The sequence below is a fragment of the Roseovarius sp. genome (assembly GCF_018066915.1).
Classification (GTDB): Bacteria; Pseudomonadota; Alphaproteobacteria; order Rhodobacterales; family Rhodobacteraceae; genus Roseovarius.
In genome coordinates this window covers 1-24,557 of record NZ_JAGPVV010000353.1, presented here as the reverse complement: position 1 = coordinate 24,557, position 24,557 = coordinate 1, and the positions used below count along the sequence as shown (strand labels likewise).

Annotated in this window: 19 protein-coding genes, 1 tRNA gene and 1 pseudogene; 8 read left to right on the top strand and 13 right to left on the bottom strand. The window is 62.1% G+C overall.

Annotation, left to right across the window (positions count from 1 at the left end; genetic code table 11):
• The 8 genes from KBT70_RS19875 to KBT70_RS19840 form a co-directional block, all read left to right on the top strand.
• The coding region (locus KBT70_RS19875) for a thioesterase family protein (RefSeq protein ID WP_296638196.1) at positions 1–302 on the top strand (302 nt) is incomplete at its 5' end.
• Positions 303–310: 8 nt separating this feature from the next.
• The gene (locus tag KBT70_RS19870; RefSeq protein ID WP_296638193.1) at positions 311–1,231 is read left to right on the top strand and encodes a branched-chain amino acid ABC transporter permease; all 921 of its coding nucleotides are present in this window, start codon (positions 311–313) and stop codon (positions 1,229–1,231) included.
• Positions 1,228–2,211 (top strand): branched-chain amino acid ABC transporter permease, encoded by a 984-nt coding sequence (locus KBT70_RS19865; protein ID WP_296638190.1) that lies wholly within the window; start codon positions 1,228–1,230, stop codon positions 2,209–2,211. The genes KBT70_RS19870 and KBT70_RS19865 overlap by 4 nt, the downstream gene beginning before the upstream one ends.
• Positions 2,204–2,968 carry an ABC transporter ATP-binding protein gene (locus KBT70_RS19860; RefSeq protein ID WP_296638187.1) on the top strand — a complete coding sequence of 255 codons (765 nt, stop codon included), beginning with the start codon at positions 2,204–2,206 and terminating at the stop codon, positions 2,966–2,968. The genes KBT70_RS19865 and KBT70_RS19860 overlap by 8 nt, the downstream gene beginning before the upstream one ends.
• The gene (locus KBT70_RS19855; RefSeq protein WP_296638184.1) at positions 2,965–3,654 is read left to right on the top strand and encodes an ABC transporter ATP-binding protein; all 690 of its coding nucleotides are present in this window, start codon (positions 2,965–2,967) and stop codon (positions 3,652–3,654) included. The genes KBT70_RS19860 and KBT70_RS19855 overlap by 4 nt, the downstream gene beginning before the upstream one ends.
• A 148-nt stretch (positions 3,655–3,802) precedes the next feature.
• Entirely contained in the window at positions 3,803–4,762 is a 960-nt protein-coding gene (locus KBT70_RS19850) for an ABC transporter permease (RefSeq protein ID WP_296638182.1), read from the top strand.
• On the top strand, positions 4,759–5,610 hold the full coding sequence (locus KBT70_RS19845) for an ABC transporter permease (protein WP_296638178.1): 852 nt from the start codon (positions 4,759–4,761) through the stop codon (positions 5,608–5,610). The genes KBT70_RS19850 and KBT70_RS19845 overlap by 4 nt, the downstream gene beginning before the upstream one ends.
• 1 nt (position 5,611) lies before the next feature.
• Positions 5,612–7,648: an ABC transporter ATP-binding protein gene (locus tag KBT70_RS19840; RefSeq protein ID WP_296638175.1), complete on the top strand. Its 2,037-nt coding sequence runs from the start codon at positions 5,612–5,614 to the stop codon at positions 7,646–7,648.
• Positions 7,649–7,743: 95 nt separating this feature from the next.
• On the opposite strand, the gene rpoC is transcribed toward KBT70_RS19840, so the two are convergent.
• The 13 genes and pseudogenes from rpoC to tuf form a co-directional block, all read right to left on the bottom strand.
• Positions 7,744–11,991, bottom strand: coding sequence for a DNA-directed RNA polymerase subunit beta' (gene rpoC / locus KBT70_RS19835; protein WP_296638172.1), 4,248 nt, complete (start codon positions 11,989–11,991; stop codon positions 7,744–7,746).
• A gap of 111 nt (positions 11,992–12,102) precedes the next feature.
• A complete protein-coding gene (gene rpoB / locus KBT70_RS19830) occupies positions 12,103–16,239 on the bottom strand; it encodes a DNA-directed RNA polymerase subunit beta (protein ID WP_296638168.1) in 4,137 nt (1,378 codons plus the stop codon).
• Between the two features lie 242 nt (positions 16,240–16,481).
• Entirely contained in the window at positions 16,482–16,862 is a 381-nt protein-coding gene (rplL, locus tag KBT70_RS19825; protein ID WP_296638164.1) for a 50S ribosomal protein L7/L12, read from the bottom strand.
• 74 nt (positions 16,863–16,936) lie between these two features.
• Positions 16,937–17,455: a 50S ribosomal protein L10 gene (gene rplJ, locus KBT70_RS19820; RefSeq protein ID WP_037298274.1), complete on the bottom strand. Its 519-nt coding sequence runs from the start codon at positions 17,453–17,455 to the stop codon at positions 16,937–16,939.
• A gap of 254 nt (positions 17,456–17,709) precedes the next feature.
• Positions 17,710–18,408 (bottom strand): 50S ribosomal protein L1, encoded by a 699-nt coding sequence (gene rplA, locus KBT70_RS19815; protein ID WP_296638156.1) that lies wholly within the window; start codon positions 18,406–18,408, stop codon positions 17,710–17,712.
• Position 18,409: 1 nt separating this feature from the next.
• A complete protein-coding gene (gene rplK / locus KBT70_RS19810; RefSeq protein ID WP_296638155.1) occupies positions 18,410–18,835 on the bottom strand; it encodes a 50S ribosomal protein L11 in 426 nt (141 codons plus the stop codon).
• Between the two features lie 141 nt (positions 18,836–18,976).
• Positions 18,977–19,510 carry a transcription termination/antitermination protein NusG gene (gene nusG / locus KBT70_RS19805; protein ID WP_296638152.1) on the bottom strand — a complete coding sequence of 178 codons (534 nt, stop codon included), beginning with the start codon at positions 19,508–19,510 and terminating at the stop codon, positions 18,977–18,979.
• A gap of 191 nt (positions 19,511–19,701) precedes the next feature.
• Positions 19,702–19,899, bottom strand: coding sequence for a preprotein translocase subunit SecE (secE, locus tag KBT70_RS19800; RefSeq protein ID WP_296638150.1), 198 nt, complete (start codon positions 19,897–19,899; stop codon positions 19,702–19,704).
• A 96-nt stretch (positions 19,900–19,995) separates the two neighbouring features.
• Positions 19,996–20,580: a hypothetical protein gene (locus tag KBT70_RS19795; protein ID WP_296638147.1), complete on the bottom strand. Its 585-nt coding sequence runs from the start codon at positions 20,578–20,580 to the stop codon at positions 19,996–19,998.
• Positions 20,581–20,815: 235 nt separating this feature from the next.
• Positions 20,816–20,891 (bottom strand) — tRNA-Trp (locus KBT70_RS19790).
• 85 nt (positions 20,892–20,976) lie between these two features.
• Complete coding sequence (locus KBT70_RS19785; RefSeq protein ID WP_296638146.1) at positions 20,977–22,215, bottom strand: CoA transferase; 1,239 nt, start codon at positions 22,213–22,215, stop codon at positions 20,977–20,979.
• Positions 22,216–22,499: 284 nt separating this feature from the next.
• The gene (locus tag KBT70_RS19780) at positions 22,500–24,347 is read right to left on the bottom strand and encodes an ABC transporter ATP-binding protein (RefSeq protein ID WP_296638145.1); all 1,848 of its coding nucleotides are present in this window, start codon (positions 24,345–24,347) and stop codon (positions 22,500–22,502) included.
• A gap of 71 nt (positions 24,348–24,418) precedes the next feature.
• Positions 24,419–24,557: pseudogene (gene tuf, locus KBT70_RS19775) on the bottom strand (elongation factor Tu); the annotation flags it as partial.

Sequence of the window (24,557 nt, the reverse complement as noted above, 5' to 3'; positions counted from 1 at the left end):
GCGCCGAGTTCCACATCCGCTATCTGCGCGAGGTAAAACTGGGCGACCAGTTGCGCAGCAGCTTTTATCTGCTCGACCACGACGGCAAACGCTTTCACTTCTTCCAGCAACTCTATCACAGCGACGGCTGGATTGCCGCCACCGGCGAGGGGCTGACGCTGCATGTGGATCTGAACGGCCCGCGCGTCGTGCCCATGCCCGAGGATGTCGCCGCCCGCGTGGCTGCCATGGCCGAGGCGCACGCCGCTCTGCCCCGCCCCGATGGCATCGGCCGCCGCATCGGCCTCAAACCCAAGGGCTGACCCACACCATGCCCACCGTCCTGCTCATCGAACAGGCCCTCAACGGGCTGCAATTCGGGGTGATGCTGTTCCTGATGGCGGCCGGGCTCACGCTCATTTTCGGCGTGATGGGGCTCATCAATCTGGCGCATGGCTCGCTCTACATGATCGGTGCCTTTGCGGCGGCTTGGGTGGCGGGGCTGACCGGCTCGTTCCTTCTGGCCCTCGCCGCCAGCCTCGCTGCGGCGGCGCTCGCCGGCGTCCTGATCGAGCTTCTCGTCATCCGCCGTCTCTACGACCGCGACCACCTCGATCAGGTCCTGGCCACCTTCGCCCTCATCCTCATCCTCTCCGAGGGCACCCGCTGGGTCTTTGGCTCTTTCCCGCTCTATCTCGACACGCCCGACTGGCTCTCGGGCACGCTGCGCCTGCCGTTTGGCATCGACTATTCGCGATACCGCCTTGCCATGATCGGCGCAGGCCTCGTGATCGCCGCCGCCCTCTTTGCCATGATCTCGAAAACCCGCCTCGGCATCCGCATCCGCGCAGGCGAGAATGACCGCGAGATGATCGCAGCCTTGGGCGTCAACATCTCTGCACTCTATACGCTCGTTTTCGCCCTTGGCGCGGCCCTTGCGGGCTTTGCCGGGGCACTTATCGGCGCTGTGCAATCGGTGCAGGTCGGCATGGGCGAGCCGGTGCTCATTCTCGCCTTCGTCGTCATCGTGATTGGCGGCATCGGCTCGATCAAAGGAGCCTTTGTGGGCGCGCTCCTCGTGGGTCTGACCGACACGATGGGCCGCGCTCTTCTTCCAACCTTCTTCGCCACCTTCATGGACCCGGCGGCGGCCAATTCCGTCGGCGCCTCTCTCGCCTCGATGGCGATCTATATTCTCATGGCGGGTGTGCTGATCTTTCGGCCCCGTGGCCTCTTCGGGGTCGCGTCATGACCCGCGAACGCGCGCTCAATGCCGCCCTCATGGCGCTCCTCTTGCTGATCCCGATCTGGGCTTGGGCAGCGGATGAGCCGTTTCTCATCACCCTCACCACCCGCGCCGTGATCCTCGCCATCGCCGGTGTCGGCCTCAACATCGCGCTCGGCTTTGGCGGCCTCGTGAGCTTTGGCCACGCGCTCTTCTTCGGGCTGGGCGGCTATGCCATGGGCATCCTCGCCTTTCACGCCCAGACCTACACCAGCGTCACCGACTGGCCCCTGACAATTCCCGGCACCAAATCCATGCCGGTGATCTGGATCATCGCCACGCTCACCTCGGCCCTTGCCGCCCTCGCCGTCGGCGCGCTCTCCCTGCGCACCACGGGGGTCTATTTTATCATGATCACTCTCGCGTTTTCGCAGATGTTCTACTATTTTGCGATCTCATGGCCTACATATGGTGGCGAAGACGGACTTTCGATCTATGTCCGCAACGGCTTTCCGGGTTTCAACACCATGGACCCGATCCAGTTCTTCGCGCTTTGCTATGGCCTTCTGGCGCTGATCCTTTTCTTTACCGCCCGCCTTGCCCGCTCAAACTTTGGCCTCATGCTGGGCGCGGCGCGGCAGAACGGGGCGCGCGTTGCCGCGATTGGCCAACGCCCCTACCGCCTCTATCTCATCGCCTTCACGCTCTCAGGCGCGATCACCGGGCTTGCCGGCGCGCTCTTTGCCGATCTCAACCGCTTTGTCAGCCCGGTGATGTTCTCTTGGCAAACCTCGGGCGAGATCATGGTTTTCGTGATCCTGGGCGGTGTCGGCCGCGTCTTTGGCCCGGTCGCCGGGGCCGCGCTCTTTATCCTGCTCGAACACAGCTTGGGCGGGCTCAGCGACTATTGGCACATCTACCTCGGGGCCATCCTGCTTGGCACCGTGCTTTTCGCGCGCGGCGGGCTTTTCGGGCTCCTCGCCGGTCGGGGACAGCCGCATGACTGATCCCATTCTCGACATCCAAGGCGTGACCAAGAGCTTTGGCGCGCTCACCGCCAGTCGCGACATCACGCTCGATCTCAAACCGGGCGAAATCCACGCCCTGATCGGCCCCAATGGCGCGGGCAAATCCACCCTCATCGCCCAGATTGCGGGCGCACTCCGCCCCGATGCAGGCCGCATCCTCTTTGCCGGGCAGGACGTGACCGCCCTTGATACGGCCGCGCGCGCACGGCTTGGCATGGCGCGCACGTTCCAGATTTCCGCCCTGCCGATGGACTATACCGTCCTGCAAAACGCCATCCTTGGCGCACTTGGGCAACGCGGCGATGTGGTGCGATTCCTGCGCCCCGTGCTGCGCGATGCCGATCTGCGCACCCGCGCCGAATCCGCGCTCGAAACCGTCGGTCTGCTCGACGCCCGCAACACCCGCTGCGCCGAGCTGTCGCACGGCCAGCGCCGTCAATTGGAGGTGGCCATCGCCCTCACCCTGCGCCCCCGCGCGTTCCTCATGGATGAACCGATGGCCGGTCTTGGCGCGGATGGCACCCGCGCGCTAACAACGCTTCTGGACAAATTGCGCGCCGAGGCCCCGATCCTGCTGGTCGAGCATGACATGGACGCGGTCTTTGCCCTTGCCGACCGGATCAGCGTGCTGGTTTACGGCCAGATCATCGCCACCGGCACCGTGGACGAGATCCGCCGCGACCCCGAGGTGCGCAGCGCCTATCTTGGTGACGACAGCGACGAGGTCGCGCCATGACGCTCCTGTCCCTCACCCAGATCACCGCCTCTTACGGCGCAAGTCAGGCACTCTTTGATGTAAGCCTCTCTATCCGCGAAGGCGAGGTTGTCGCCCTCATGGGCCGCAACGGCATGGGTAAATCCACCACCGTCAAGGTGATCTGCCGCCTCCTGCGCCAGAGCGGCGGCACCGCCAGTTTTGCCGGCCGTGACCTCAGCGGCCTGCCCGCCCACCGTGCCGCCCGCGCAGGCATCGGCCTTGTCCCCGAGGGGCGGCGCTGCTTTGCCAGCCTCACCGTGCGCGAGAACCTGATCGCCGCCGCCCGCCCCGGCGCATGGGATATGGCCGCCGTGACCCGCCTTTTCTCGCGTCTGGCCGAACGTCAGGATCAGATCGCGGCCTCTCTCTCAGGTGGCGAACAACAGATGCTGGCGATTGGCCGGGCGCTGATGACCAATCCCCGCCTCCTCATCCTCGACGAGGCAACCGAAGGGCTGGCCCCGGTGGTGCGACAGGAAATCTGGGCGGCATTGGCCCGCCTCAAATCCGAAACCGGCATGGCGCTCTTGGTGATCGACAAATCCATCCGCGAACTCGGGCGCGTCGCCGACAGCGCCGTGATCCTTGAAAAAGGGCGCACCGTCTGGACCGGACCCTTTGGCGCGCTCACCCCGGATCTCACCGATACCTATCTCGGGGTCTGAAAGCCCGGACCGACCTTACAAAACTCGCGCGAAGTTGTAAGGTTTGTAAGGTCGCGCCTTCAAGAAATCCTCGACGGGCGCGCCACGGCTGGTCTAGTCTGCCCGCAGGCATGGGCCGGGAACCTGCGCCGGATTGGGGACAGAACGGATGTTTTCTCTGATTTTCAAGCGGTTAGCGCTTGGACTGGTCACAATCTGGCTGGTCTCGGTCATCATCTTCCTCGGGGTCGAGGCCCTTCCCGGCGACGCCTGCACCGCCATTTTGGAGCGTGACGCCCATGGCGAAGCACTGGAAAAATGCCGTGAAATCATGGGGTTGAACAGCCCCGCGCTCAGCCGCTATCTCTCTTGGGCGGCCTCTGCGATGCAGGGGGATTTCGGGATTTCCGCGAATGGTCAGGAAAGCATTTCCGATCTCGTGGGCTACCGCGTCCGCAACTCGCTTCTGCTCGCGGCTGGGGCGCTAAGTGTTGGAATTCCCTTGTCTATTTTCCTTGGCACCGTGGCCGGCCTGCGCCGCGACACATGGGTTGATATCCTCTTTTCCACTGGCGCAATCCTCGCCATGACCATCCCCGAATTCGTCGCCGCCACCATCCTGATCCTTGTCTTTGCCATCTGGCTGGGCTGGGTTCCGGCCATCGTCCTCACCCCAGCCGATGCGCAACCCCTTGAATTCTTTCCTGAATTCATCCTCGCCGCGGTGGTTCTGACAATGCTCATGGTGGCCCATATCATGCGCATGGTGCGCTCTTCGGTGATCGACGCCATGGCCAGCGACTATGTGCAAATGGCCACCCTCAAGGGTGTTCCCTATTGGCAGATCGTCTTTCGCCATGCCCTGCCCAATGCTCTCTTGCCTGCGATCAACATCATCGCCCTCACCGTGGCATGGCTCTTGGGCGGGGTGGTCGTGGTCGAAGTTGTCTTTAATTATCCGGGGCTTGGCCGGTTGCTGGTCGATGCCATCTCGGGCCGTGACCTGCCTGTGGTGCAGGCGATCACCCTTATTGTGGCCGCCACCTATGTTGCCATCAACCTGATTGCCGACATCCTCAGCCTCGCCCTCAACCCGCGCCTGCGCAGCCACCGCATGAGGCAAGGATGAACCGCTCCTTTGCGATCCTCCGCGCCATGGCGCATCGCCCCTCGGGTGCCATCGGGCTTGCTCTGGTCCTCTGCCACCTCGTGCTGGCGGTCATCAGCCCTTGGATAGTTCCCTTTGATTACAAAGAGATGAACGCGCTCCAGACCCTCACTGGCCCCTCGTCAGAGCATTGGCTCGGCACCGATCATCTGGGCCGCGACGTCCTGACCCGCGTTCTTTTGGGCGGGCGCGAGGCGCTGGTGATCACCGGCATCGCCACCCCCATAGCTCTCCTCTGGGGCGGTCTCTTGGGCGTCTACCTCGGCCTGCGCGGCGGTTGGGCGGATGAAATCACCCTGCGCCTTGTCGATGCTTTCCTCGCCCTGCCGGGCATCCTGCCTCTCCTCGTGCTGATTACCGTCTTTGGCAGCGGCGGCGAGGTCTTGATGCCCACATTGGCATTTTTCTTTGGGATTCCAGTGATCCGCGTCGCCCGCGCCGCGGCACATGAGGTGGTCGCCCGCGATTTCATCGCCGCCGCGCGCGCCCGGGGCCACCGCCCGGTGGACATCGTGCGCCGCGAACTTTTGCCCAATGTCACCGACGTTTTGCTGGTCGAAGGCGCGATGCGCTGGTCTTGGATGCTCCTTGGGTTTTCCGCTCTGTCCTTTCTGGGCTTTGGCGTCTCCCCGCCGCGCCCCGACTGGGGCTTGATGGTTTCGGACGCCCGCGTCTATATGTCGTTGGCCCCATGGGGCGTGATCGCACCGGTTGTGGCGCTCTCGAGCCTGATCATCGGGATCAACCTCACGGCGGACGCGCTCGCCAAGACGCTCGGCCTCGATCAGAGCCGGGCCGCGGTGGTGTGACATGAGCGGCCCCCCCCTTCTCGACATTCGCAAGCTCTGCGTCGGATTTCGTGGGCGATCCGGCCAGATCCTGCCGGTGCTGCACGAGGTTGACCTGACCGTTTGTCGCGGTGAAAGCCTTGGAATCGTTGGGGAAAGCGGCTCTGGCAAGAGCACGCTCGCGCTGGCGGCCATGGGCTATCTGCGGCACGGGCTGCAAAGGCTCTCGGGCGCGGTGATCTATGACGGGGCGGACATGTTCGCCCGCTCAGACCGGGATCTGGCGAAAATCCGGGGCGGGCACCTTGGCCTCATCCCGCAAAATTCCGGTCAGGCGCTGACCCCGACCCAACGCATTGGCCGACAGATCCACGAGGCCCTGCGCCTGCATTGTGCCTTGCCCGGTGCCGATCACGCCGCACGCGCGCGCGACCTTCTGACCCAAGTGCGCCTGCCCGACCCCGAAGCGATCCTGCGCCGCTATCCCCATGAATTGTCGGGGGGTCAACAACAAAGGGTGGCCATCGCCATGGCCCTCGCCGGAGAGCCGGACGCGCTCTTGCTGGACGAGCCCACGACTGGCCTCGATGTCACCACGCAAGTGCATATCCTTGAATTACTTCGAGATTTGGCTGCGGAGCGCAACATGGCGATGGTCTATGTCAGCCACGATCTGGGCGTCATCGCGCGAGTTTGCGACCGGGTACAGGTGCTATACGCCGGGGAAACCGTGCTGATGGGGCCCACCCGCGACGTGCTCAGCCGCCCCGCTCACCCCTATGCGCGCGGCCTTCTGGCCTCGATCCCCCGGCTTGGCGACCGCACCCTGCCCCGCGCGCTGGAGGGGCGACCGCCCGGACCAGAGAGCGCCCGCACAGGCTGTGCCTTTGCCCCGCGCTGCACCTTGGCGACCGAGGTTTGCCAGACCACCCCCCCGCCCATGCAGGCCGGAGAGGCAGGGCAGATGACCCGGTGCCACTATCCCGATCAGGTTGCCGCAATGCGACCGGGGCATGCCGGTGTTGCCCAAACCTGCTGCACCGAGAACAGCCCCCTATCCCTGAGCCTCGATGATCTGACCATCCGCTACGATCACCCCGGCCTCCTCGCACGGATCAAGGGCACCCCGCGCCCGCCTGCGACGGTCGCTGGAATCACCCTCGACCTGCGGCGTGGCGAAACCTTGGGGTTGGTCGGAGAGTCGGGCAGCGGCAAATCGACCATTCTCAAATCCATCGCTGGCCTCTTGTCGCCCGCCACAGGCCAGATCACGCTGGGCGATGGCGCCGTTCTGCCCGCCATGGTCGAGCAACGCCGCCCCGATCAGTTGCGGCGCATCCAGATGATTTTCCAGAACCCCGACGACAGCCTCAATCCACGCCAGACAGTCGGGGAAATTCTGTCGCAGCCCTTACGGCTCTATTTCGGGCTCAGGGATCGCGCCCTGCGCGACCGTGCCGCCGAATTGCTTGACACCGTGCGCCTCGGCCCGCATTACCTCGACCGCCGACCGGGGCAGCTATCGGGCGGCGAAAAACAGCGTGTGGCCGTGGCACGCGCCTTTGCAGCCGGGCCAGACATCGTGCTCTGCGACGAGATCACCTCGGCACTCGATGTTTCAGTGCAGGCGGCAGTTCTGGAATTATTGAACGATCTCAAGGGACTGCATGGCACAGCCTTTGTCTTTGTCAGCCACGACCTGACCGTGGTTCGGGCGCTGTCGGACCGGGTTGCGGTGCTCTATCAGGGGCGGATATGCGAAATGGGACCGGCAGCGGCGGTCTATGCGCAACCCTCGCACCCTTATACCGAGGCGCTTTTGGGCGCGGTGCTGGAGCCTGATCCGGATCAGGCACCCCGGCTTTTGGCAGAGGATGCAGTAGAGCTTGCGCCGCCTGCGCGCGGGTGCCCGTTCCAACGGCGTTGCCCGGTCAAACGCGGCGCGGTCTGCGAGACGGACGCACCACCCGCACAAGAGGCCGGGGCCGGTCATGTGATCCGCTGCCATATCCCGCTGGACGAATTACGTGCTCTGGGGCCCCACACCTCGAAATCCTGAAACGATTTCGATCCGGTTTAAGGGAGTGAAACAACGCCCCTCAACGAAAAAGCCCGGCCAAAAGGCCGGGCTTTTCCATAATTTGTCCGCAATTCTTACTGATCGCGGCTCTCGGGGGTTTCGACGAAATTGTCGAATTCGTCGCCACCGATCACGTCGTTGTCGATCACCGGAGCGGCCAAGGCCGCGGCCGCCGCCGCCTCTTCCTGACGCGCCTCGATCACGATGCTGTCGCGCGCCTGAGCAATCCGGCGCATCTCTTGGGTGGCACCACCGGTGCCCGCCGGGATCAGGCGGCCCACGATGACGTTCTCCTTGAGACCAACCAGCTTGTCCCGCTTGCCCTGAACAGAGGCTTCGGTGAGCACGCGGGTGGTTTCCTGGAAGGACGCCGCCGAGATGAACGACCGGGTCTGCAGCGAGGCCTTGGTGATACCCAGAAGGATCGGCTCGCCCGATGCCGGACGCCCGCCCTTGGCTTCGGCCTTGGCGTTGGCCTCGTCAAACTCGATCTTGTCCACATGCTCGCCCTTGAGCAGCGTGGTATCGCCCGAGTCCTGGATTTCCCATTTCTGCAGCATCTGGCGCACGATGACTTCGATGTGCTTGTCGTTGATCTTCACGCCCTGCAGACGGTAAACCTCCTGCACCTCGTCGATCATGTAGTTTGCAAGCGCTTCGACACCCATGATGGCGAGAATATCATGCGGCGCGGGATTGCCGTCCATGATGTAATCGCCCTTCTGGACGTAATCGCCCTCCTGCACCGGGATGTGCTTGCCCTTGGGCACCATGTATTCCACCGGCTCGAGGCTCTCGTCGGTGGGTTCGATGGTGATGCGACGCTTGTTCTTGTAGTCGCGCCCATAGCGGACATAGCCGTCGATTTCCGCGATGATGGCGTGATCCTTGGGGCGGCGTGCCTCAAAGAGTTCGGCCACACGCGGCAGACCGCCGGTGATGTCCTTGGTCTTGCCGCCTTCACGCGGGATACGCGCGATGACGTCACCGGCTTGCACCTGCTGGCCTTCTTCGACCGAGAGGATGGCATCCACGGACATCGGATAGGTCACGGGGTTGCCTGCGTCATTGCGCATCGGCTCGCCGTCGTCACCAATGATGAACACCTCGGGCTTGAGCTCGTTGCCGCGCGGTGCTGCCCGCCAGTCGGTCACGATCTTTTGGGTCATGCCGGTGGCTTCGTCGGTCACGTCACGCACGGAAACACCCGAAGTCAGGTCCACGAATTTCGCGGTGCCCGATTTCTCGGCCAGGATCGGCAGAGTATAGGGGTCCCATTCGAACAGCTTTTGACCGCGTGTGACCTTGCCACCCTCCTTGACAAAGAGCTTGGTGCCATAGCCGACCTTGTGGCTGGCCAGTTCAACACCCTTGTCGCCGATGATCCGGAGTTTCATGTTCCGGCCCATGACGAGGGTCTCGCCATTGGCGTTCTCGAGCGTCTGGGGTTGATCATAGGCAATGGTGCCCTCTTGGCTTGCCTCGAGGAAGGATTGCTGCCCACCCTGCGCCACGCCGCCGATGTGGAAGGTCCGCATCGTGAGCTGCGTGCCGGGTTCACCGATGGACTGGGCCGCGATGATGCCGACCGCTTCGCCGATGTTGACCATGGTGCCGCGTGCAAGGTCACGACCATAGCACATGGCACACACGCCATCCTCGGCCTCACAGGTCAGGGGCGAGCGCAGGCGCACGGTCTGCACCGCCGCCTCTTCCAGCGAATCCGCCATACGCTCGTCGATGAGCTGACCACGCGCGATCAGAACCGCGTCGCTGATCGGATCAACGATGTCTTCAGCCGCGACCCGGCCAAGGCAACGCTCGGCCAGCGAGGCCACGACTTCGCCATCGTTCACCGCCGCTTCGACCGTCACCGCGCGCTCGGTGCCGCAATCATGCTCGCGCACGATACAGTCCTGCGCCACGTCCACCAGACGCCGGGTCAGATAGCCCGAGTTGGCGGTTTTCAGAGCGGTATCCGACAGACCCTTACGGGCGCCGTGGGTAGAGTTGAAGTATTCAAGAACGGTCAGACCTTCCTTGAAGTTCGAGATGATCGGCGTCTCGATGATGTCGCCGTTCGGCTTGGCCATCAGGCCGCGCATGCCGCCCAACTGCTTCATCTGCGTGACCGAGCCCCGCGCGCCCGAGTGCGCCATCATATAGACGCTGTTGGGTTCCCGCACGGCACCGTTCTCGTCGCGCGCCTCAGCCGAGATGGTGGACATCATGGCCTCGGTCACCTGATCGTTACACTTCGACCAGGCATCGACAACCTTGTTGTACTTCTCACCTTGGGTGATCAGGCCGTCCATATACTGCTGTTCAAAGCCTTTGACCTGGCCCCGCGTCTCTTCGACGATGGTCCATTTGTTCTCCGGAATGACCATGTCATCCTTGCCAAAGGAAATCCCCGCCTTGAACGCCTCGCGGAAGCCGAGGGTCATGATCTGGTCACAGAAAATGACGCTCTCTTTCTGACCGCAATAGCGATAGACGGTGTCGATGACCTGCTGCACCTCTTTCTTGCGCAAGAGCCGGTTGACAAGGCTGAAGGGCGCCTTGGCATTCTGCGGCAGAAGCGCGCCGAGACGGGCGCGGCCCGGTGTGGTTACAACGCGAACCATGACCTCGTTGCCATGCTCGTCGATTTGCGGCACACGCACTGTGACCTTGGCATGCAGATGCACCTCGCCTGCGTCAAGCGCATGCTGCACCTCACCCAAGGACGAGAAGATCATGCCTTCGCCTTTCATCCCGTCGCGCTGAAGCGTGACGTAATAGAGGCCGAGGATCATGTCCTGCGACGGAACGATGATCGGGGCCCCGTTGGCAGGCGACAGCACGTTGTTGGTGGACATCATCAACACGCGCGCTTCCAACTGAGCCTCAAGGCTCAGCGGCACGTGAACAGCCATCTGGTCACCGTCAAAGTCGGCGTTGAAGGCGGAACAAACGAGCGGGTGAAGCTGGATTGCCTTGCCTTCGATCAAGACCGGCTCGAACGCCTGAATGCCCAGACGGTGCAGGGTCGGCGCGCGGTTCAGCATCACAGGATGCTCGCGGATCACCTCATCCAGAATGTCCCAAACCTCGGGACGTTCCTTTTCCACCAGCTTTTTGGCCTGCTTTACGGTGCTCGACAGGCCCTTGGCCTCGAGCCGCGAGTAGATGAAGGGCTTGAAGAGTTCCAACGCCATCTTCTTGGGCAGGCCGCACTGATGCAGCTTGAGTTCCGGACCGGTCACGATCACCGAACGACCCGAGAAGTCGACCCGCTTGCCCAGAAGGTTCTGACGGAAGCGGCCCTGCTTGCCCTTGAGCATGTCCGAGAGCGATTTCAGCGGGCGCTTGTTCGCGCCGGTGATGACCCGGCCACGACGACCGTTGTCAAAGAGCGCATCGACCGATTCCTGCAACATCCGCTTTTCGTTACGCACGATGATATCGGGCGCACGCAGCTCGATCAGGCGCTTGAGGCGGTTGTTCCGGTTGATCACCCGGCGGTAGAGGTCGTTGAGGTCAGAGGTGGCAAAGCGGCCCCCATCGAGCGGCACCAGCGGGCGCAGTTCGGGCGGAATGACCGGGATCACCGTCATCACCATCCATTCCGGGCGGTTGCCGGATTCGATGAAGGACTCAACCACCTTGAGGCGCTTGATGATCTTCTTGGGCTTCAACTCGCCCGTGGCTTCCTTGAGGTCGGCGCGCAGTTGCTCGGCCTCGGCCTCGAGGTCGATGTTCTGGAGCATCTCGCGGATCGCCTCTGCGCCGATATTGGCGGTAAAGGCGTCCATGCCGTAAGCATCCTGCGCATCCATGAACTCTTCTTCGGTCAGCATCTGGCCATAGGTCAGATCGGTCAGACCGGGCTCGATCACCACGTAGTTCTCGAAATAGAGCACCCGCTCCAGATCACGCAGCGTCATGTCCAGCATGAGACCGATGCGCGAGGGCAGCGATTTCAGGAACCAGATATGGGCACAGGGCGCGGCCAGCTCGATATGGCCCATACGCTCGCGCCGGACCTTTTGCAGCGTGACTTCGACGCCGCACTTCTCGCAGACAACGCCGCGATATTTCATGCGCTTGTATTTGCCGCAGAGGCATTCGTAATCCTTGATCGGGCCAAAGATCCGCGCGCAGAAGAGACCGTCACGCTCGGGCTTGAACGTGCGATAGTTGATGGTCTCGGGCTTCTTGATCTCGCCATAGGACCAGCTGAGGATACGCTCGGGGCTGGCAAGGCTGACCTTGATTTCGTCAAACACCTTGGCCGGGGCCACAGGGTTGAACGGGTTGTTTGTCAGTTCCTGGTTCATTTTCAAATCCTTGAATTCGGGCGAGAGGAGGATGTGTGGCGCAGCAAACGGTGAGTTTTACCCACCCTACGTCGTGCCGTAGGGTGGGAGACAACGCACCATGCGATCCGCTTACTCATCCTCCTCCGCATCCAGGAGTTCCATGTTGAGGCCAAGGCCCCGGACCTCTTTGACGAGAACGTTGAACGATTCCGGGATACCCGCCTCGAAATTGTCCTCGCCTTTGACGATGCTCTCATAGACCTTGGTCCGGCCTGCCACGTCATCCGACTTGACCGTCAGCATCTCTTGCAGGGTATAGGCGGCACCGTACGCTTCGAGCGCCCAGACCTCCATTTCCCCGAACCGCTGGCCGCCGAACTGGGCTTTACCGCCCAGAGGCTGCTGCGTGACAAGGCTGTATGGCCCGGTCGAGCGTGCGTGGATCTTGTCATCGACAAGGTGATGCAGCTTGAGCAGATACTTGATGCCCACGGTCACAGGGCGCGAGAACTGCTCGCCCGTGCGCCCATCGAACAGCACCGACTGACCGCTCGTGTCGAACCCGGCACGCCGCAGCGCATCGTTGACATCCGCCTCTTTCGCCCCGTCAAAGACCGGGGTGGCAATCGGCACACCGTTGGTCACGGTGCTGGCGGATTCGACCAGCGTGGTCTCATCCATGCCCTCGATCCCTTCGGCATAGACCTCATCGCCGTAAGCAATGCGCATCGCCTCGCGCACAGGGGTCAGATCGCCAGAGCGGCGATAGTCCTGCAACGCTTCGTCGATCTTGAGACCAAGCGACCGCGCGGCCCACCCCATGTGAGTTTCCAGAATCTGCCCCACGTTCATCCGGCTCGGCACGCCGAGCGGATTGAGACAGATATCGACCGGGGTGCCATCTGCGAGGACCGGCATGTCCTCGATCGGGATCACCTTGGAGACCACACCCTTGTTGCCGTGACGACCGGCCATCTTGTCACCCGGCTGCAGCTTGCGCTTCACCGCGATAAAGACCTTGACCATCTTCATGACACCCGGCGGCAGATCATCGCCCCGGCGGACCTTTTCGACCTTGTCCTCGAACCGTGCATCCAGCGTGCGCTTTTGCGCCTCGTACTGATCATGCAGCGCCTCGACGATCTTGGCGTCGGCCTCGTCCTTGAGGGCAAGTTGCCACCACTGGCCCTTGGTCAGCGTCGAGAGCAGCTCTTCGGTGATGTCCGAATTGGCCTTGACGCCTTTGGGGCCTTTGACAGCGACCTTGCCGAGGATGAGAGTGCGCAGACGGGCGTAGATGTTGCGATCCAGGATCGCCAGCTCGTCGTCGCGGTCGCGCGCCAGACGCTCGACCTCTTCCCGCTCGATCTGGAGCGCGCGCTCGTCCTTTTCCACACCGTGGCGGTTGAACACACGCACCTCGACGACCGTGCCATAGTCACCCGGCTTGACGCGCAGAGAGGTATCGCGCACGTCGCTGGCCTTTTCCCCAAAGATGGCGCGGAGGAGTTTCTCTTCCGGCGTCATCGGGCTTTCGCCCTTGGGGGTGATCTTGCCCACAAGGATATCGCCCGGCTCCACATCGGCACCGATATAGACGATGCCCGCTTCGTCGAGGTTGCGCAGGGCTTCCTCGCCGACGTTCGGGATGTCGCGCGTGATCTCTTCCGGCCCCAGTTTGGTATCGCGGGCGGCAACCTCGAATTCCTCGATATGGATCGAGGTAAAGACGTCATCGCGCACGATCCGCTCGGAAATCAGGATCGAGTCTTCGTAGTTATAGCCGTTCCACGGCATGAAGGCCGTGATGACGTTCTTGCCAAGCGCCAGTTCGCCCATATCGGTGCAAGGACCATCCGCGATGACCTCGCCCTTTTGAACGGTGTCACCCACCTTTACCAAGGGCTGCTGGTTGATGCAGCTGTTCTGGTTCGAGCGCTGGAACTTGCGCATACGGTAGATGTCCACGCCCGGATCGCCGATTTCGAGATCGGCGGTGGCGCGGATCACGATCCGCTGTGCGTCGACCTGGTCGATCACCCCGGCGCGCTTCGCCATGATGGCCGCCCCTGAATCGCGGGCAACGACACCCTCGATCCCGGTGCCGACCAACGGTGCCTCGGCGCGCAGCGTTGGCACGGCCTGACGCTGCATGTTCGAGCCCATCAGCGCGCGGTTGGCGTCGTCATTCTCAAGGAAGGGAATGAGCGAAGCCGCGACCGACACAAGCTGCTTGGGGCTCACGTCGATCAGGTCCACGCTTTCGCGCGGGGCGAGCATGTATTCGCCCGACTGCCGGGTCGAGACGAGATCGTTGACGAAACGGCCCTCGGAGTCGAGATTGGCGTTGGCCTGCGCCACGGTGTGACGCATCTCTTCGGTGGCGGACATATATTGCACTTCGTCCGTCACCTGACCGTTGATCACCTTGCGATAAGGCGTTTCGATAAAGCCATACTTGTTCACCCGCGCAAAGGTGGCGAGGCTGTTGATCAGACCGATGTTCGGGCCTTCCGGCGTCTCGATCGGGCACATCCGGCCATAGTGGGTGGGATGCACGTCGCGCACCTCAAAGCCCGCGCGTTCGCGTGTCAGACCGCCCGGCCCGAGCGCCGAAAGACGGCGCTTGTGGGTGACTTCCGACAGCGGGTTGGTCTGGTCCATGAACTGCGACAACTGCGAAGAGCCGAAGAATTCACGCACCGCAGCTGCAGCCGGCTTGGCGTTGATCAGATCCTGCGGCATCACCGTGTCAATCTCGACCGACGACATCCGCTCTTTGATCGCACGTTCCATGCGCAGCAGGCCAACGCGATACTGGTTCTCCATCAATTCGCCAACCGAGCGCACCCGGCGGTTGCCGAGGTGGTCGATATCGTCGATGTCGCCCTTGCCGTCGCGCAACTCGACCAAGGCCTTGACGCAGGCCACGATATCGTCGCGGTCCAGAGTGCGTTGCGTGTCCGGCTTGTTCAGGTTCAGACGCATGTTCATCTTGACCCGGCCAACGGCCGAAAGGTCATACCGCTCCGAGTCAAAGAAGAGCGTGTCGAACAGGGCTGCCGATGCCTCTTCGGTGGGCGGCTCGCCGGGGCGCATGACGCGGTAGATGTCCATGAGCGCGCTCTCGCGGTTCATGTTCTTGTCCGCCGACATGGTGTTGCGGATATACGCGCCGACGTTGATGCCGTCGATGTCGAGAACCGGAATATCGGTGATCCCGGCATCAAGCAGGTCTTGCAGCGTGCCCCCGGAAATCTCGCCATCCTTGCTGTACTCAAGCGTCAGCTCATCGCCCGCCTCGACATAGATCGCGCCGGTTTCTTCGTCGATGATGTCGCGCGCCACGAATTTGCCCACGATATGCTCGAAGGGCACCAAAAGCTCTTTGACATTGCCCTCGTCGATCAACTGCTTGACCGCGCGCGGGGTGATCTTTTTGCTGGCCTCAAAGATGACTTCGCCGGTGTTGGCGTCGATCAGGTCATAGGTCGGGCGCGTGCCGCGAACGCGCTCGGGGAAGAACTTGGTGACCCAACCCTTTTTCTTTTTCAGCTTGTAATCGACGGTGTCGTAATAGGCATTCATGATGCCTTCTTGATCGAGACCGAGCGCATAGAGCAGCGTCGTCACCGGCAGTTTGCGGCGACGGTCGATGCGGGCAAACACGATGTCCTTGGCGTCGAATTCGAAATCGAGCCACGAGCCGCGATAGGGAATGATCCGGCAGGTAAACAGAAGCTTGCCCGAGGAATGTGTCTTGCCCTTGTCGTGGTCAAAGAACACGCCGGGAGAGCGGTGCATCTGGGACACGATCACACGCTCGGTGCCGTTGACGACAAAGGTGCCATTGTGCGTCATCAGGGGCATGTCGCCCATGAACACGTCCTGCTCCTTGATATCCTTGACCGATTTGGCGCCGGTATCCTCGTCGATATCAAACACGATCAGACGCAGCTTGACCTTGAGCGGGGCCGCATAGGTCATGTCGCGCTGCATGCACTCTTCAACGTCATATTTCGGCTTTTCCAGCTCGTAGCTGACGAATTCGAGCACGCTGGTCTCGTTGAAATCCTTGATCGGAAACACCGATTGGAAAACGCCCTTGATGCCTTCGCCGTCTTGCGGCTGGGGCTGGTCGCCGGATTTCAGGAACAGGTCATACGAGGATTTTTGAACCTCGATCAGATTCGGCATCTCCAGCACTTCGCGGATCTTGCCGTAATATCTGCGCAAACGTTTCTGGCCAAGGAAGCTATGAGCCATGGTCGATGTCACCTTTCATTTCTCACCGGTCGCGCGTGCTGTTGGGGCTCAGCACCGCGTCCATCCGAGACGGCTGGGTTTGATCCATTCATGGCCATCGTCCCAATGACGGCCTCCCGATCGTGTAAACCTCGCCTTAGAAAAGCCCCGTCACGCGCAGGGCCTCTCTGAGACAGGTTTGGCCGGAACCGGGAAAGCCCGGATCCAGCCGCAAAATCCTCTCCGGGTTGCCCCGGCACGGATTACTTGATTTCGACTTCTGCGCCGGCTGCTTCCAGCTTGGCTTTGATGTCGTCTGCTTCTTCTTTCGAGACCTGCTCTTTGACAGCCTTGCCGCCAGCGTCAACCAGGTCCTTGGCTTCTTTCAGGCCCAGACCGGTGATTGCGCGGACTTCCTTGATCACGTTGATCTTGGACGCGCCTGCCGACTTCAGGATGACGTCGAATTCGGTCTGCTCTTCGGCTTCTGCACCGCCAGCATCGCCTGCCGGGCCAGCCATCATCACAGCGCCGCCAGCAGCGGGCTCGATGCCATACTCATCCTTGAGGATGGTTTTCAGTTCTTGTGCTTCGAGAAGCGTCAGACCAACGATCTCTTCTGCCAGTTTCTTCAGATCAGCCATTTTTGACTCTTTCCGTTTTCTAGATGTGTTCCAACGTCGGGAAGTAAACCCCTACGCGGTGATTACAGTTTGCCTTACGCGGCCTCAGCCTTTTCGATGATCGTCGAAAGGATGCCCGCGATATTCGAAGCAGGCGCGCCAATCGCACCGGCGATGTTCGAAGCAGGTGCGCCGATACAGCCCACGATCGAAGCAATAAGCTCTTCACGCGAGGGCATTTTCGACACGGCTTCGACGCCGGCCCGGTTCAGAGCCGTGCCACCCATGGCCCCGCCAAGGATTTCGAACTTCTTGTTCGCCTTGGCAAAGTCCTCGCACACCTTGGCAGCAGCCACGGGGTCCTCGGAGAAGGTGAGCACGGTCATGCCCGTGAGGTAGTTTGCAATGCTTGCGCACGGCTTGCCCTCAAGGGCGATCTTGGCGAGCTTGTTCTTGGCTACACGAACTGATGCCTCTGCCGCACGGGCGCGGGCACGCAGATCCTGCATTTCGGCAACTGTAAGACCCGCGTAGTGGGCGACCACTACAACGCCAGAGCTTTCAAAGATCTGGCCGAGTTCCTCGACCACTTTCTCTTTCTGGGCTCTATCCACAGTTTCACTCCAAATTTGGGGGTCTCCCCCCGGCTCAGTTTTTGCCGCTCCCGAAGGGTCGGCGTTCGGGTCCAAAACACGGGTCCCGAGGCCAAGATCACCCGAGAGCAAATGCCCCGGCTGGAAATCTCATCTCGTTCCCCATCTCAGGAAGGATTTATTCAGGCGGATGCCTGAACCCTCCGTCTCGGACAGGACAGGGCCGCACGCGGCCCTGCCGTTCGCCCCCAGATCAGTGATCCAGGAACAAATCCTTATTCGACGACGGCGCTGTTGACGTCGACGGTCACGCCTGCGCCCATGGTGGACGAGAGCGAGATTTTCTTGACATAGGTGCCCTTGGCACCGGTCGGTCTGGCACGCTGCACGGCAGACACAAAGGCACGCACGTTCTCGGCCAACTTGGCCGCATCGAACGACGCCTTGCCGATCCCGGCATGGACCACACCGGCCTTCTCCGCCTTGAACTGCACTTGGCCGCCCTTGGCATCCTTGACCGCCTGCGCGACATCCATCGTCACCGTCCCGATCTTGGGGTTCGGCATCAGGTTGCGCGGGCCCAGAACCTTGCCCAAACGGCCCACGATGGGCATCATGTCGGGGGTGGCGATGCAGCGATCAAAGTCGATCTTGCCGCCCTGGATGGTTTCCATCAGATCCTCGGCACCGACGATATCGGCACCTGCGGCCTGCGCCTCGTCTGCCTTGGCACCACGGGCAAAGACAGCAACGCGCACGGTCTTGCCGGTGCCGTTCGGCAGGCCGACAACGCCGCGCACCATCTGGTCCGCATGGCGGGGATCAACCCCGAGGTTCATCGAGATTTCGACGGTTTCGTCGAATTTCGCGGTGGCATTGCCCTTGATCAGGGCAATCGCGTCTTCGACGGTCATGTTGTCTTTGCCATCAAAGGCTTCGCGCACGGCGCGGGTCCGTTTTCCAAGCTTTGCCATCTTACTTCACCTCGATGCCCATGGACCGCGCGCTACCCAGAATGATCTGCATGGCGGCGTCGATGTCGTTCGCGTTCAGGTCTTTCCACTTGGCTTCGGCGATTTCGCGCACTTGCCCGATGGTCACGGTGCCGGCCGGAGCACGACCCGGGGTCTTGGACCCAGACTGAAGCTTGGCAGCCTTCTTGAGAAAGTAGGACGCAGGCGGCGTCTTGATTGCCAACTCAAAGGACTTGTCCTGATAGTAGGAAATCACGACCGGGCACGGCGCACCCGGCTCGAGGTCTGCAGTCTTGGCGTTAAACGCCTTGCAGAATTCCATGATATTGATGCCGCGCTGACCCAGTGCGGGGCCGACGGGCGGGCTGGGGTTGGCTTGCCCGGCTTTCACCTGAAGCTTGAGCGTCCCGATAAGTTTCTTGGCCATATGGCCTCTCCTTTTGGTCCAACACCATCGGGGCGCGCCCCTCTGGCTCTCGTGTTGTGTGGTGCGGTCCGGTGGCCGCGGCCACCTCGCCTCCCACGGCTCTGGTCCGGACCGCCCTCAGGCGAACCCGGACCACCCGGATCACATTTGTTTTGTGACCTGAGTGAATTCCAACTCGACCGGGGTTTCCCGGCCAAAGATCGACACCGACACTTTGAGGCGCTGGTTGTCTTCGTCCACTTCCTCGACCATGCCGTCGAAATCCTCGAACGGGCCGTCGTTGACCTTGACCTTCTCGCCGATCTCGAAATGGATCAGGGTGCGCGGGCTTTCTTCGCCCTCCTGCACACGACCCAAGATCGACTGAACCTCTGCATCGCGCATCGGCATCGGGCGACCTTGTGGGCCCAGAAATCCGGTGACGCGGTTGATCGAGCTGATCAGGTGATAGCCGCGGTCCGACATTTCCATATGCACCAGCACATAACCGGGCATGAAGCGGCGCTCGGCGGTCACTTTCTTGCCACGACGAATCTCGATCACCTCTTCGGTGGGGACCAGAACTTCGTCGATTTCATCTTCAAGGCCGTTCTCGATGACGGACTGTCTGATCTGCTCGGCAATCTTCTTCTCGAAATTCGAGAGAACACTGACCGAGTACCACCGCTTTGCCATCGTCGCCCTATGCCTTTGTTCTTACCGATACAGTGACCGGATTTCCGTATTCTTTCAGACCCTTCGGCCTGCTTCACCTAAAACAAAAATCGGCGCGCAACACGAATCGCCGCGCGCCATGTTTCAGAGTGTGGGGTCAACTACCCCTGTTTGCCTGCGAATTCAAGAGCCTGAACAAGATTTTCGCCGCCTCAGCCGAACAGGCTCAGCACCCCTTGCAGACCGCTGCGGATACCCAGATCAATGAGGGCAAAGAAGATCGCGGTGATCGTGGCCATGATAAAGACCATGACCGTGGTCAGCATCACCTCGCGGCGGGTCGGCCAGACGACCTTGGCCACTTCCGAGCGGACCTGCTGAATGAATTGAACGGGGTTCGTGCGTGCCATCTGCGCTGTCTTCTCTGAATTTGATGCTCAGCGCGACATACGCGGGCTGGCCCGCGAATTCAAGGGCAGAAGGCGGCACCCCCTGCCCCTGGTCTCTTATTGTGCGTTGGTCGATATCCGCTCGAACGGATCGGGACGATCCGCAAAGACATCCGGCTCCGGTTCCCGGCGCAGGCGCAGTTCGGGCCATATGCGCGACCGCAGCGAGAGACCCGCCACGCGCCGCTTGAGCCGCGCGCGCAGTTGCGTCATGCGCTCGGGTCCGAACAGGGCATAGCCGATAAAAACCAGCCAAAAGCCGATGAACATGGCGATGAGCACCGGCAACGGTTGCCACAGCACCAGAGCGAAAGCGCCGAGCCATCCGGCATGGCGCGGTTTGAGGTGCCGGACACTGGGGCGAAGGCCACTGAGGCGCGACAGGACGCCCGCGCGCGGTGTCTTGGGCTGCTTCCGGACCGGTTCCAGATGTTCGACCAACACATGCGGTGCCAGGTCAGGCAACACGTGACGGCGCGACTTGCGCCGTTCTTCGGTCAGGATTTCGCGGATCGTGGACATCGCGTTTTCCACCGCCTGCTCGGTCGAGGCGGCGTCTACGGGCGAACGTCCCGGCAATTCGGAATTGTGATGTGAAAAATACGTCTTCTGGATCGGAACCCGCGGCAAATGCGTTTCCATGGCAGCTATTCCCCTGTTTCTCCCACGCCCCCACGCGGATCGGTTCCAGTCCCCCCGGACGTCGAAACCGATTGATGGTCTTGATGGGGCGCAATTGCGGCAAAACCATGGCAAACCAGCGGCGAAACTGCGGCATGTCCAAATTAAACCGCATTTGAGGCTGATTTTCAGCACTTTTCGCGCGCCCGAACAGTGGATCGGGGCGCGACAGTCCGTCAGCGATGTTTTTTTGGATTGGCAGGGGCAGCAGGGTTCGAACCCGCGACCTACGGTTTTGGAGACCGTCGCTCTACCAGCTGAGCTATACCCCTAAGGCCGAGCGCCGGATTACGCCAGCTTGGATCGGGAATCAAGCGCCCTCGGACGGATTTCGTCGGGAAATCCACAATTTCCTGTTCATGCCGCCGGACGCGCCCCATAGCGCGGGTTCTGCACGACGCCGCTATCGAAAAGCTGCGCAATCTCGGTGTCGCTCAGCCCGGCAACATCGCCCAAGACCTCTTCGGTATGCGCGCCAAGTTGTGGCGCAGGTTGCGGTGCCTCGCGCGCGTGGGCCGAAAAGGTTGCAGGGTGGCCCGGCACCGGAAACCGGCCAAGCCCCGGCTGCATCAAGAGTTTGAACATCGGATTGTCTTCGCTCAGGTCCGGGTCTTCGGCCAGGGCCTCGCGCACGGTGCGAAACACTGACCATGTCAGGCCCGCCGCATCGAACGCCTCGGCAAAGCTGCTGAGTTCCCGCGCCGCGAACCATGGCCGCAGGATCGCCGTGATCTCTCGGCGCAGGTGCCAGCGATTGCCCTCGTCGTTCAAATTGCGCCCGCTGCGTGCGGCCAGTGCCTCCATCGCGGCCTCGGTGCCCGTGGCCTTGACCAGCCCGCGCCATTGCCGATGGGTAAGGCCAATCACCATCACCCGCCGCCCGCAGGCACATAGAAAATCCTGACCATAGGCGCCGTAGAGCGCATTGCCCGACTTGCCGCGTTCCTTGTCATTGACCGCAGCATCGCCGATCAGGCCCAGATGGCCGATGGTGGCCGCCGCCACATCCTTGAGCGACAATTCCACCTCCTGCCCCCTGCCCTTTCGCAGACGCTCGCGCTCTGCCGCCAAGAGCGAGGACACCACGAGATGTCCCGCCGCAATATCCCATGCGGGCAGCGCATGCGCCACGGGTTCGGGCCAGCCCACCGGGCCAGTCATCTCGGGTATCCCCAGGGACGGATTGACCGTGTAATCCACCGCCGGGCGACCCTGCCGATCCCCCATCAGCGAGACCATCACCAGATCGGCGCGGTGCTGGCTGAGGGTGTCGTAATCCATCCAGCCGCGCACCCGCAGATTGGTCAGGAAAAGCCCCGCATCCTCGCCCGGTGCGGTGATGATCCGCGTCACCAGATCCTGACCCTCGGGGCGGCTCATGTCCACGGCGATGGATTTCTTGCCCTTGTTCAGCCCTGCCCAAAAGAGGCTCTGACCCGAAGGTGCCAAGGGCCATCGACCGGCATCAAGCCCACCGCCGATGCGGTCAAAGCGGATCACTTCAGCGCCCATCTGCGCCAGCGTCATCCCTGCCAGCGGCACCGCGACAAAGGCCGATCCCTCGACCACCCGCATTCCCTTGAGTATCCCGCCCATGCTGTGCCCTCCCGAACGACTGTCATCAGGACGGGCCGCGAGCCCCACCTGATCCTTTCCTCCAGCCTGACAGAGTTGGAAATAAAGTCAATATTTCAAAGGCTTAACGGAATACAATGGTATGCGGCGCGCGTTTCGCATGTGCAGCATGACCCGTGAGGCTTGATTTTCATCGAAAATCCGCGGCCCCGCGTGGCCAGACCCGTCACGGCGCTGCATATGAAACAGAGTTTCCATAGCACGGAAAGGACGCGACAGAATGACCCACCGCGCCCCCTCTGCAATCAGTCCATCAGGAATCCGCCCGATTGCCGTGCCCAAAGACGCGCGTAAAGCCCGCCCTGCGCCAACAGCGCCGCATGTGTGCCCTCTTCGACAATCCGGCCTTCATCCATGACGATCAGCCGATCCATCGCGGCGATGGTCGAGAGGCGATGCGCGATGGCAATCACCGTCTTGCCCTGCATCAGCCGGTAGAGTTGGGTCTGGATGGCCGCTTCCACTTCCGAGTCGAGTGCCGATGTCGCCTCGTCCAGCACCAGAAGCGGTGCATCCTTGAGCGCCGCACGCGCAATCGCGATCCGTTGACGCTGGCCCCCCGAGAGCTTGACACCCCGCTCCCCCACATGCGCGTCAAGGCCCCTGCGCCCACGCGCATCCTCGAGCCCGGCGATAAACTCCGTTGCCTCGGCCAGATCGGTCGCAGCGCGGATTTCCGCCTCGGTCGCATCGGGACGGCCATAGGCGATATTCTCGCGCACCGACCGGTGCAAAAGCGCAGTATCCTGCGTCACCACGCCAATCGCCGCGCGCAGACTATCTTGTGTGACCTGCGAAATATCCTGACCGTCGATCAGGATATGCCCTGCACTCAGATCATGGAACCGCAGCAAGAGGTTGATAAGCGTGGATTTGCCCGCACCCGACCGCCCGACAAGGCCCACCTTCTCGCCCGGTGCCAGTGTAAGGTCGAGACCGTCGATCACCGGTGCCTTACGCGTGCCGCTGCGGTCATAGACAAAGCGCACCGCGTCGAACCGCACGGCCCCCGCTGTGACAACCAGAGGCCGGGCCGCCGGGTTGTCCTGCACCGTGCGCGGCATGGCCAGGGTGGCCAAGCCGTCGCGCGCCGTGCCGACATTCTCGAAAAGGGCGGCGAATTCCCACATGATCCAGTGCGACATGTTGCCAAGCCGCAAGGCCAGCGGGATGGCAACCGCAAGCGCCCCCAGATCAATCCGCCCCTGCACCCAGAGCCAGAGCCCCAGCCCCGTCACCGCCCCGGTCAAAAGCGCGTTGAGCAAGTTGACCGACATGTCCTGCACGGCCACCAGCCGCATTTGCCGATGCACCGTTTGCAGGAATCCATCCAGCCCGGCGCGGGCATAGGCCTCTTCGCGCGCGGCATGGCTGAAGAGCTTGACCGTGGCGATATTGGTGTAGCTGTCGACAATGCGCCCCGTCATGTCGGCCCGCGCATGCGCCTGTTCCTGCGCAACCTTTCCCAACCGTGGGACGATCACGCCCAGCAGGGTGCCGTAGGCGAGCGCCCAGATGGCAAAGGGCGCGGCAAGGCGAATATCCTGCGTCCCCGCCAGAACCAGCGTGCCGATGAAATAGGCGAGGATGTACACCGCCACATCCATCAGCTTCATGACGGTTTCGCGCACGGCAAGAGAGGTCTGCATCAGCCGGGTGGCGATGCGCCCTGCGAATTCCTCTTGGAAATAGCCCATCGACTGCCCCAAGAGCCAGCGATGCCCCTGCCAGCGAATCCGTTGCGGGAAATTACCCATGAGCGTCTGATACATGATGAGCGCGCCCATCACGCTGAGCAGGGGCAGCACGATCAAGAGAAGCACGCCCATGCCGCCAAGGCGCGCGGCCTCTTCGCCCAGAAACCGCTCTGGCCCCAGTTCCGACATGCGGTTGACCAGCGTTCCCAGATACCCCAGCAGGATGAGTTCCACGGCGGCAAACACCGCCGAGATCACCGACATGGCAATCAGCCAAGGCGCCACGGGGCGCGCGTAATGCCACAGGAAAGGCCAGAACCGTGCGGGCGGCTGACCGGGCGGCGACGCAGGATAAGCGTCAATCCGCGCCTCGAAATACTGGAAAATGCGCTTCATATCCGTCTCCGAAATGCAAAGGGGGCGTGCAGTGACCCGCACGCCCCCTGGCAGTCAGAGCGGATCAGGTGTTACTCGATGATCTTCGACACGACGCCGGCGCCGACGGTGCGGCCGCCTTCGCGGATGGCGAAGCGCAGGCCGTCTTCCATGGCGATGGGCGCGATCAGCTCAACCGTGAACTTCAGGTTGTCGCCCGGCATCACCATT

Excerpts from the sequence above, each read along its gene's own strand:
- KBT70_RS19845 (WP_296638178.1), top strand. The coding sequence starts at position 4,759 with ATGAACCGCTCCTTTGCGATCCTCCGCGCCATGGCGCATCGCCCCTCG.
- rpoC (WP_296638172.1), bottom strand. The coding sequence starts at position 11,991 with ATGAACCAGGAACTGACAAACAACCCGTTCAACCCTGTGGCCCCGGCC.
- KBT70_RS19840 (WP_296638175.1), top strand. The coding sequence starts at position 5,612 with ATGAGCGGCCCCCCCCTTCTCGACATTCGCAAGCTCTGCGTCGGATTT.
- KBT70_RS19785 (WP_296638146.1), bottom strand. The coding sequence starts at position 22,215 with ATGGGCGGGATACTCAAGGGAATGCGGGTGGTCGAGGGATCGGCCTTT.
- KBT70_RS19780 (WP_296638145.1), bottom strand. The coding sequence starts at position 24,347 with ATGAAGCGCATTTTCCAGTATTTCGAGGCGCGGATTGACGCTTATCCT.
- rplA (WP_296638156.1), bottom strand. The coding sequence starts at position 18,408 with ATGGCAAAGCTTGGAAAACGGACCCGCGCCGTGCGCGAAGCCTTTGAT.
- KBT70_RS19855 (WP_296638184.1), top strand. The coding sequence starts at position 2,965 with ATGACGCTCCTGTCCCTCACCCAGATCACCGCCTCTTACGGCGCAAGT.
- secE (WP_296638150.1), bottom strand. The coding sequence starts at position 19,899 with ATGGCACGCACGAACCCCGTTCAATTCATTCAGCAGGTCCGCTCGGAA.
- KBT70_RS19860 (WP_296638187.1), top strand. The coding sequence starts at position 2,204 with ATGACTGATCCCATTCTCGACATCCAAGGCGTGACCAAGAGCTTTGGC.
- KBT70_RS19795 (WP_296638147.1), bottom strand. The coding sequence starts at position 20,580 with ATGGAAACGCATTTGCCGCGGGTTCCGATCCAGAAGACGTATTTTTCA.
- nusG (WP_296638152.1), bottom strand. The coding sequence starts at position 19,510 with ATGGCAAAGCGGTGGTACTCGGTCAGTGTTCTCTCGAATTTCGAGAAG.
- KBT70_RS19865 (WP_296638190.1), top strand. The coding sequence starts at position 1,228 with ATGACCCGCGAACGCGCGCTCAATGCCGCCCTCATGGCGCTCCTCTTG.
- rplK (WP_296638155.1), bottom strand. The coding sequence starts at position 18,835 with ATGGCCAAGAAACTTATCGGGACGCTCAAGCTTCAGGTGAAAGCCGGG.
- rplL (WP_296638164.1), bottom strand. The coding sequence starts at position 16,862 with ATGGCTGATCTGAAGAAACTGGCAGAAGAGATCGTTGGTCTGACGCTT.
- KBT70_RS19850 (WP_296638182.1), top strand. The coding sequence starts at position 3,803 with ATGTTTTCTCTGATTTTCAAGCGGTTAGCGCTTGGACTGGTCACAATC.
- rpoB (WP_296638168.1), bottom strand. The coding sequence starts at position 16,239 with ATGGCTCATAGCTTCCTTGGCCAGAAACGTTTGCGCAGATATTACGGC.
- KBT70_RS19870 (WP_296638193.1), top strand. The coding sequence starts at position 311 with ATGCCCACCGTCCTGCTCATCGAACAGGCCCTCAACGGGCTGCAATTC.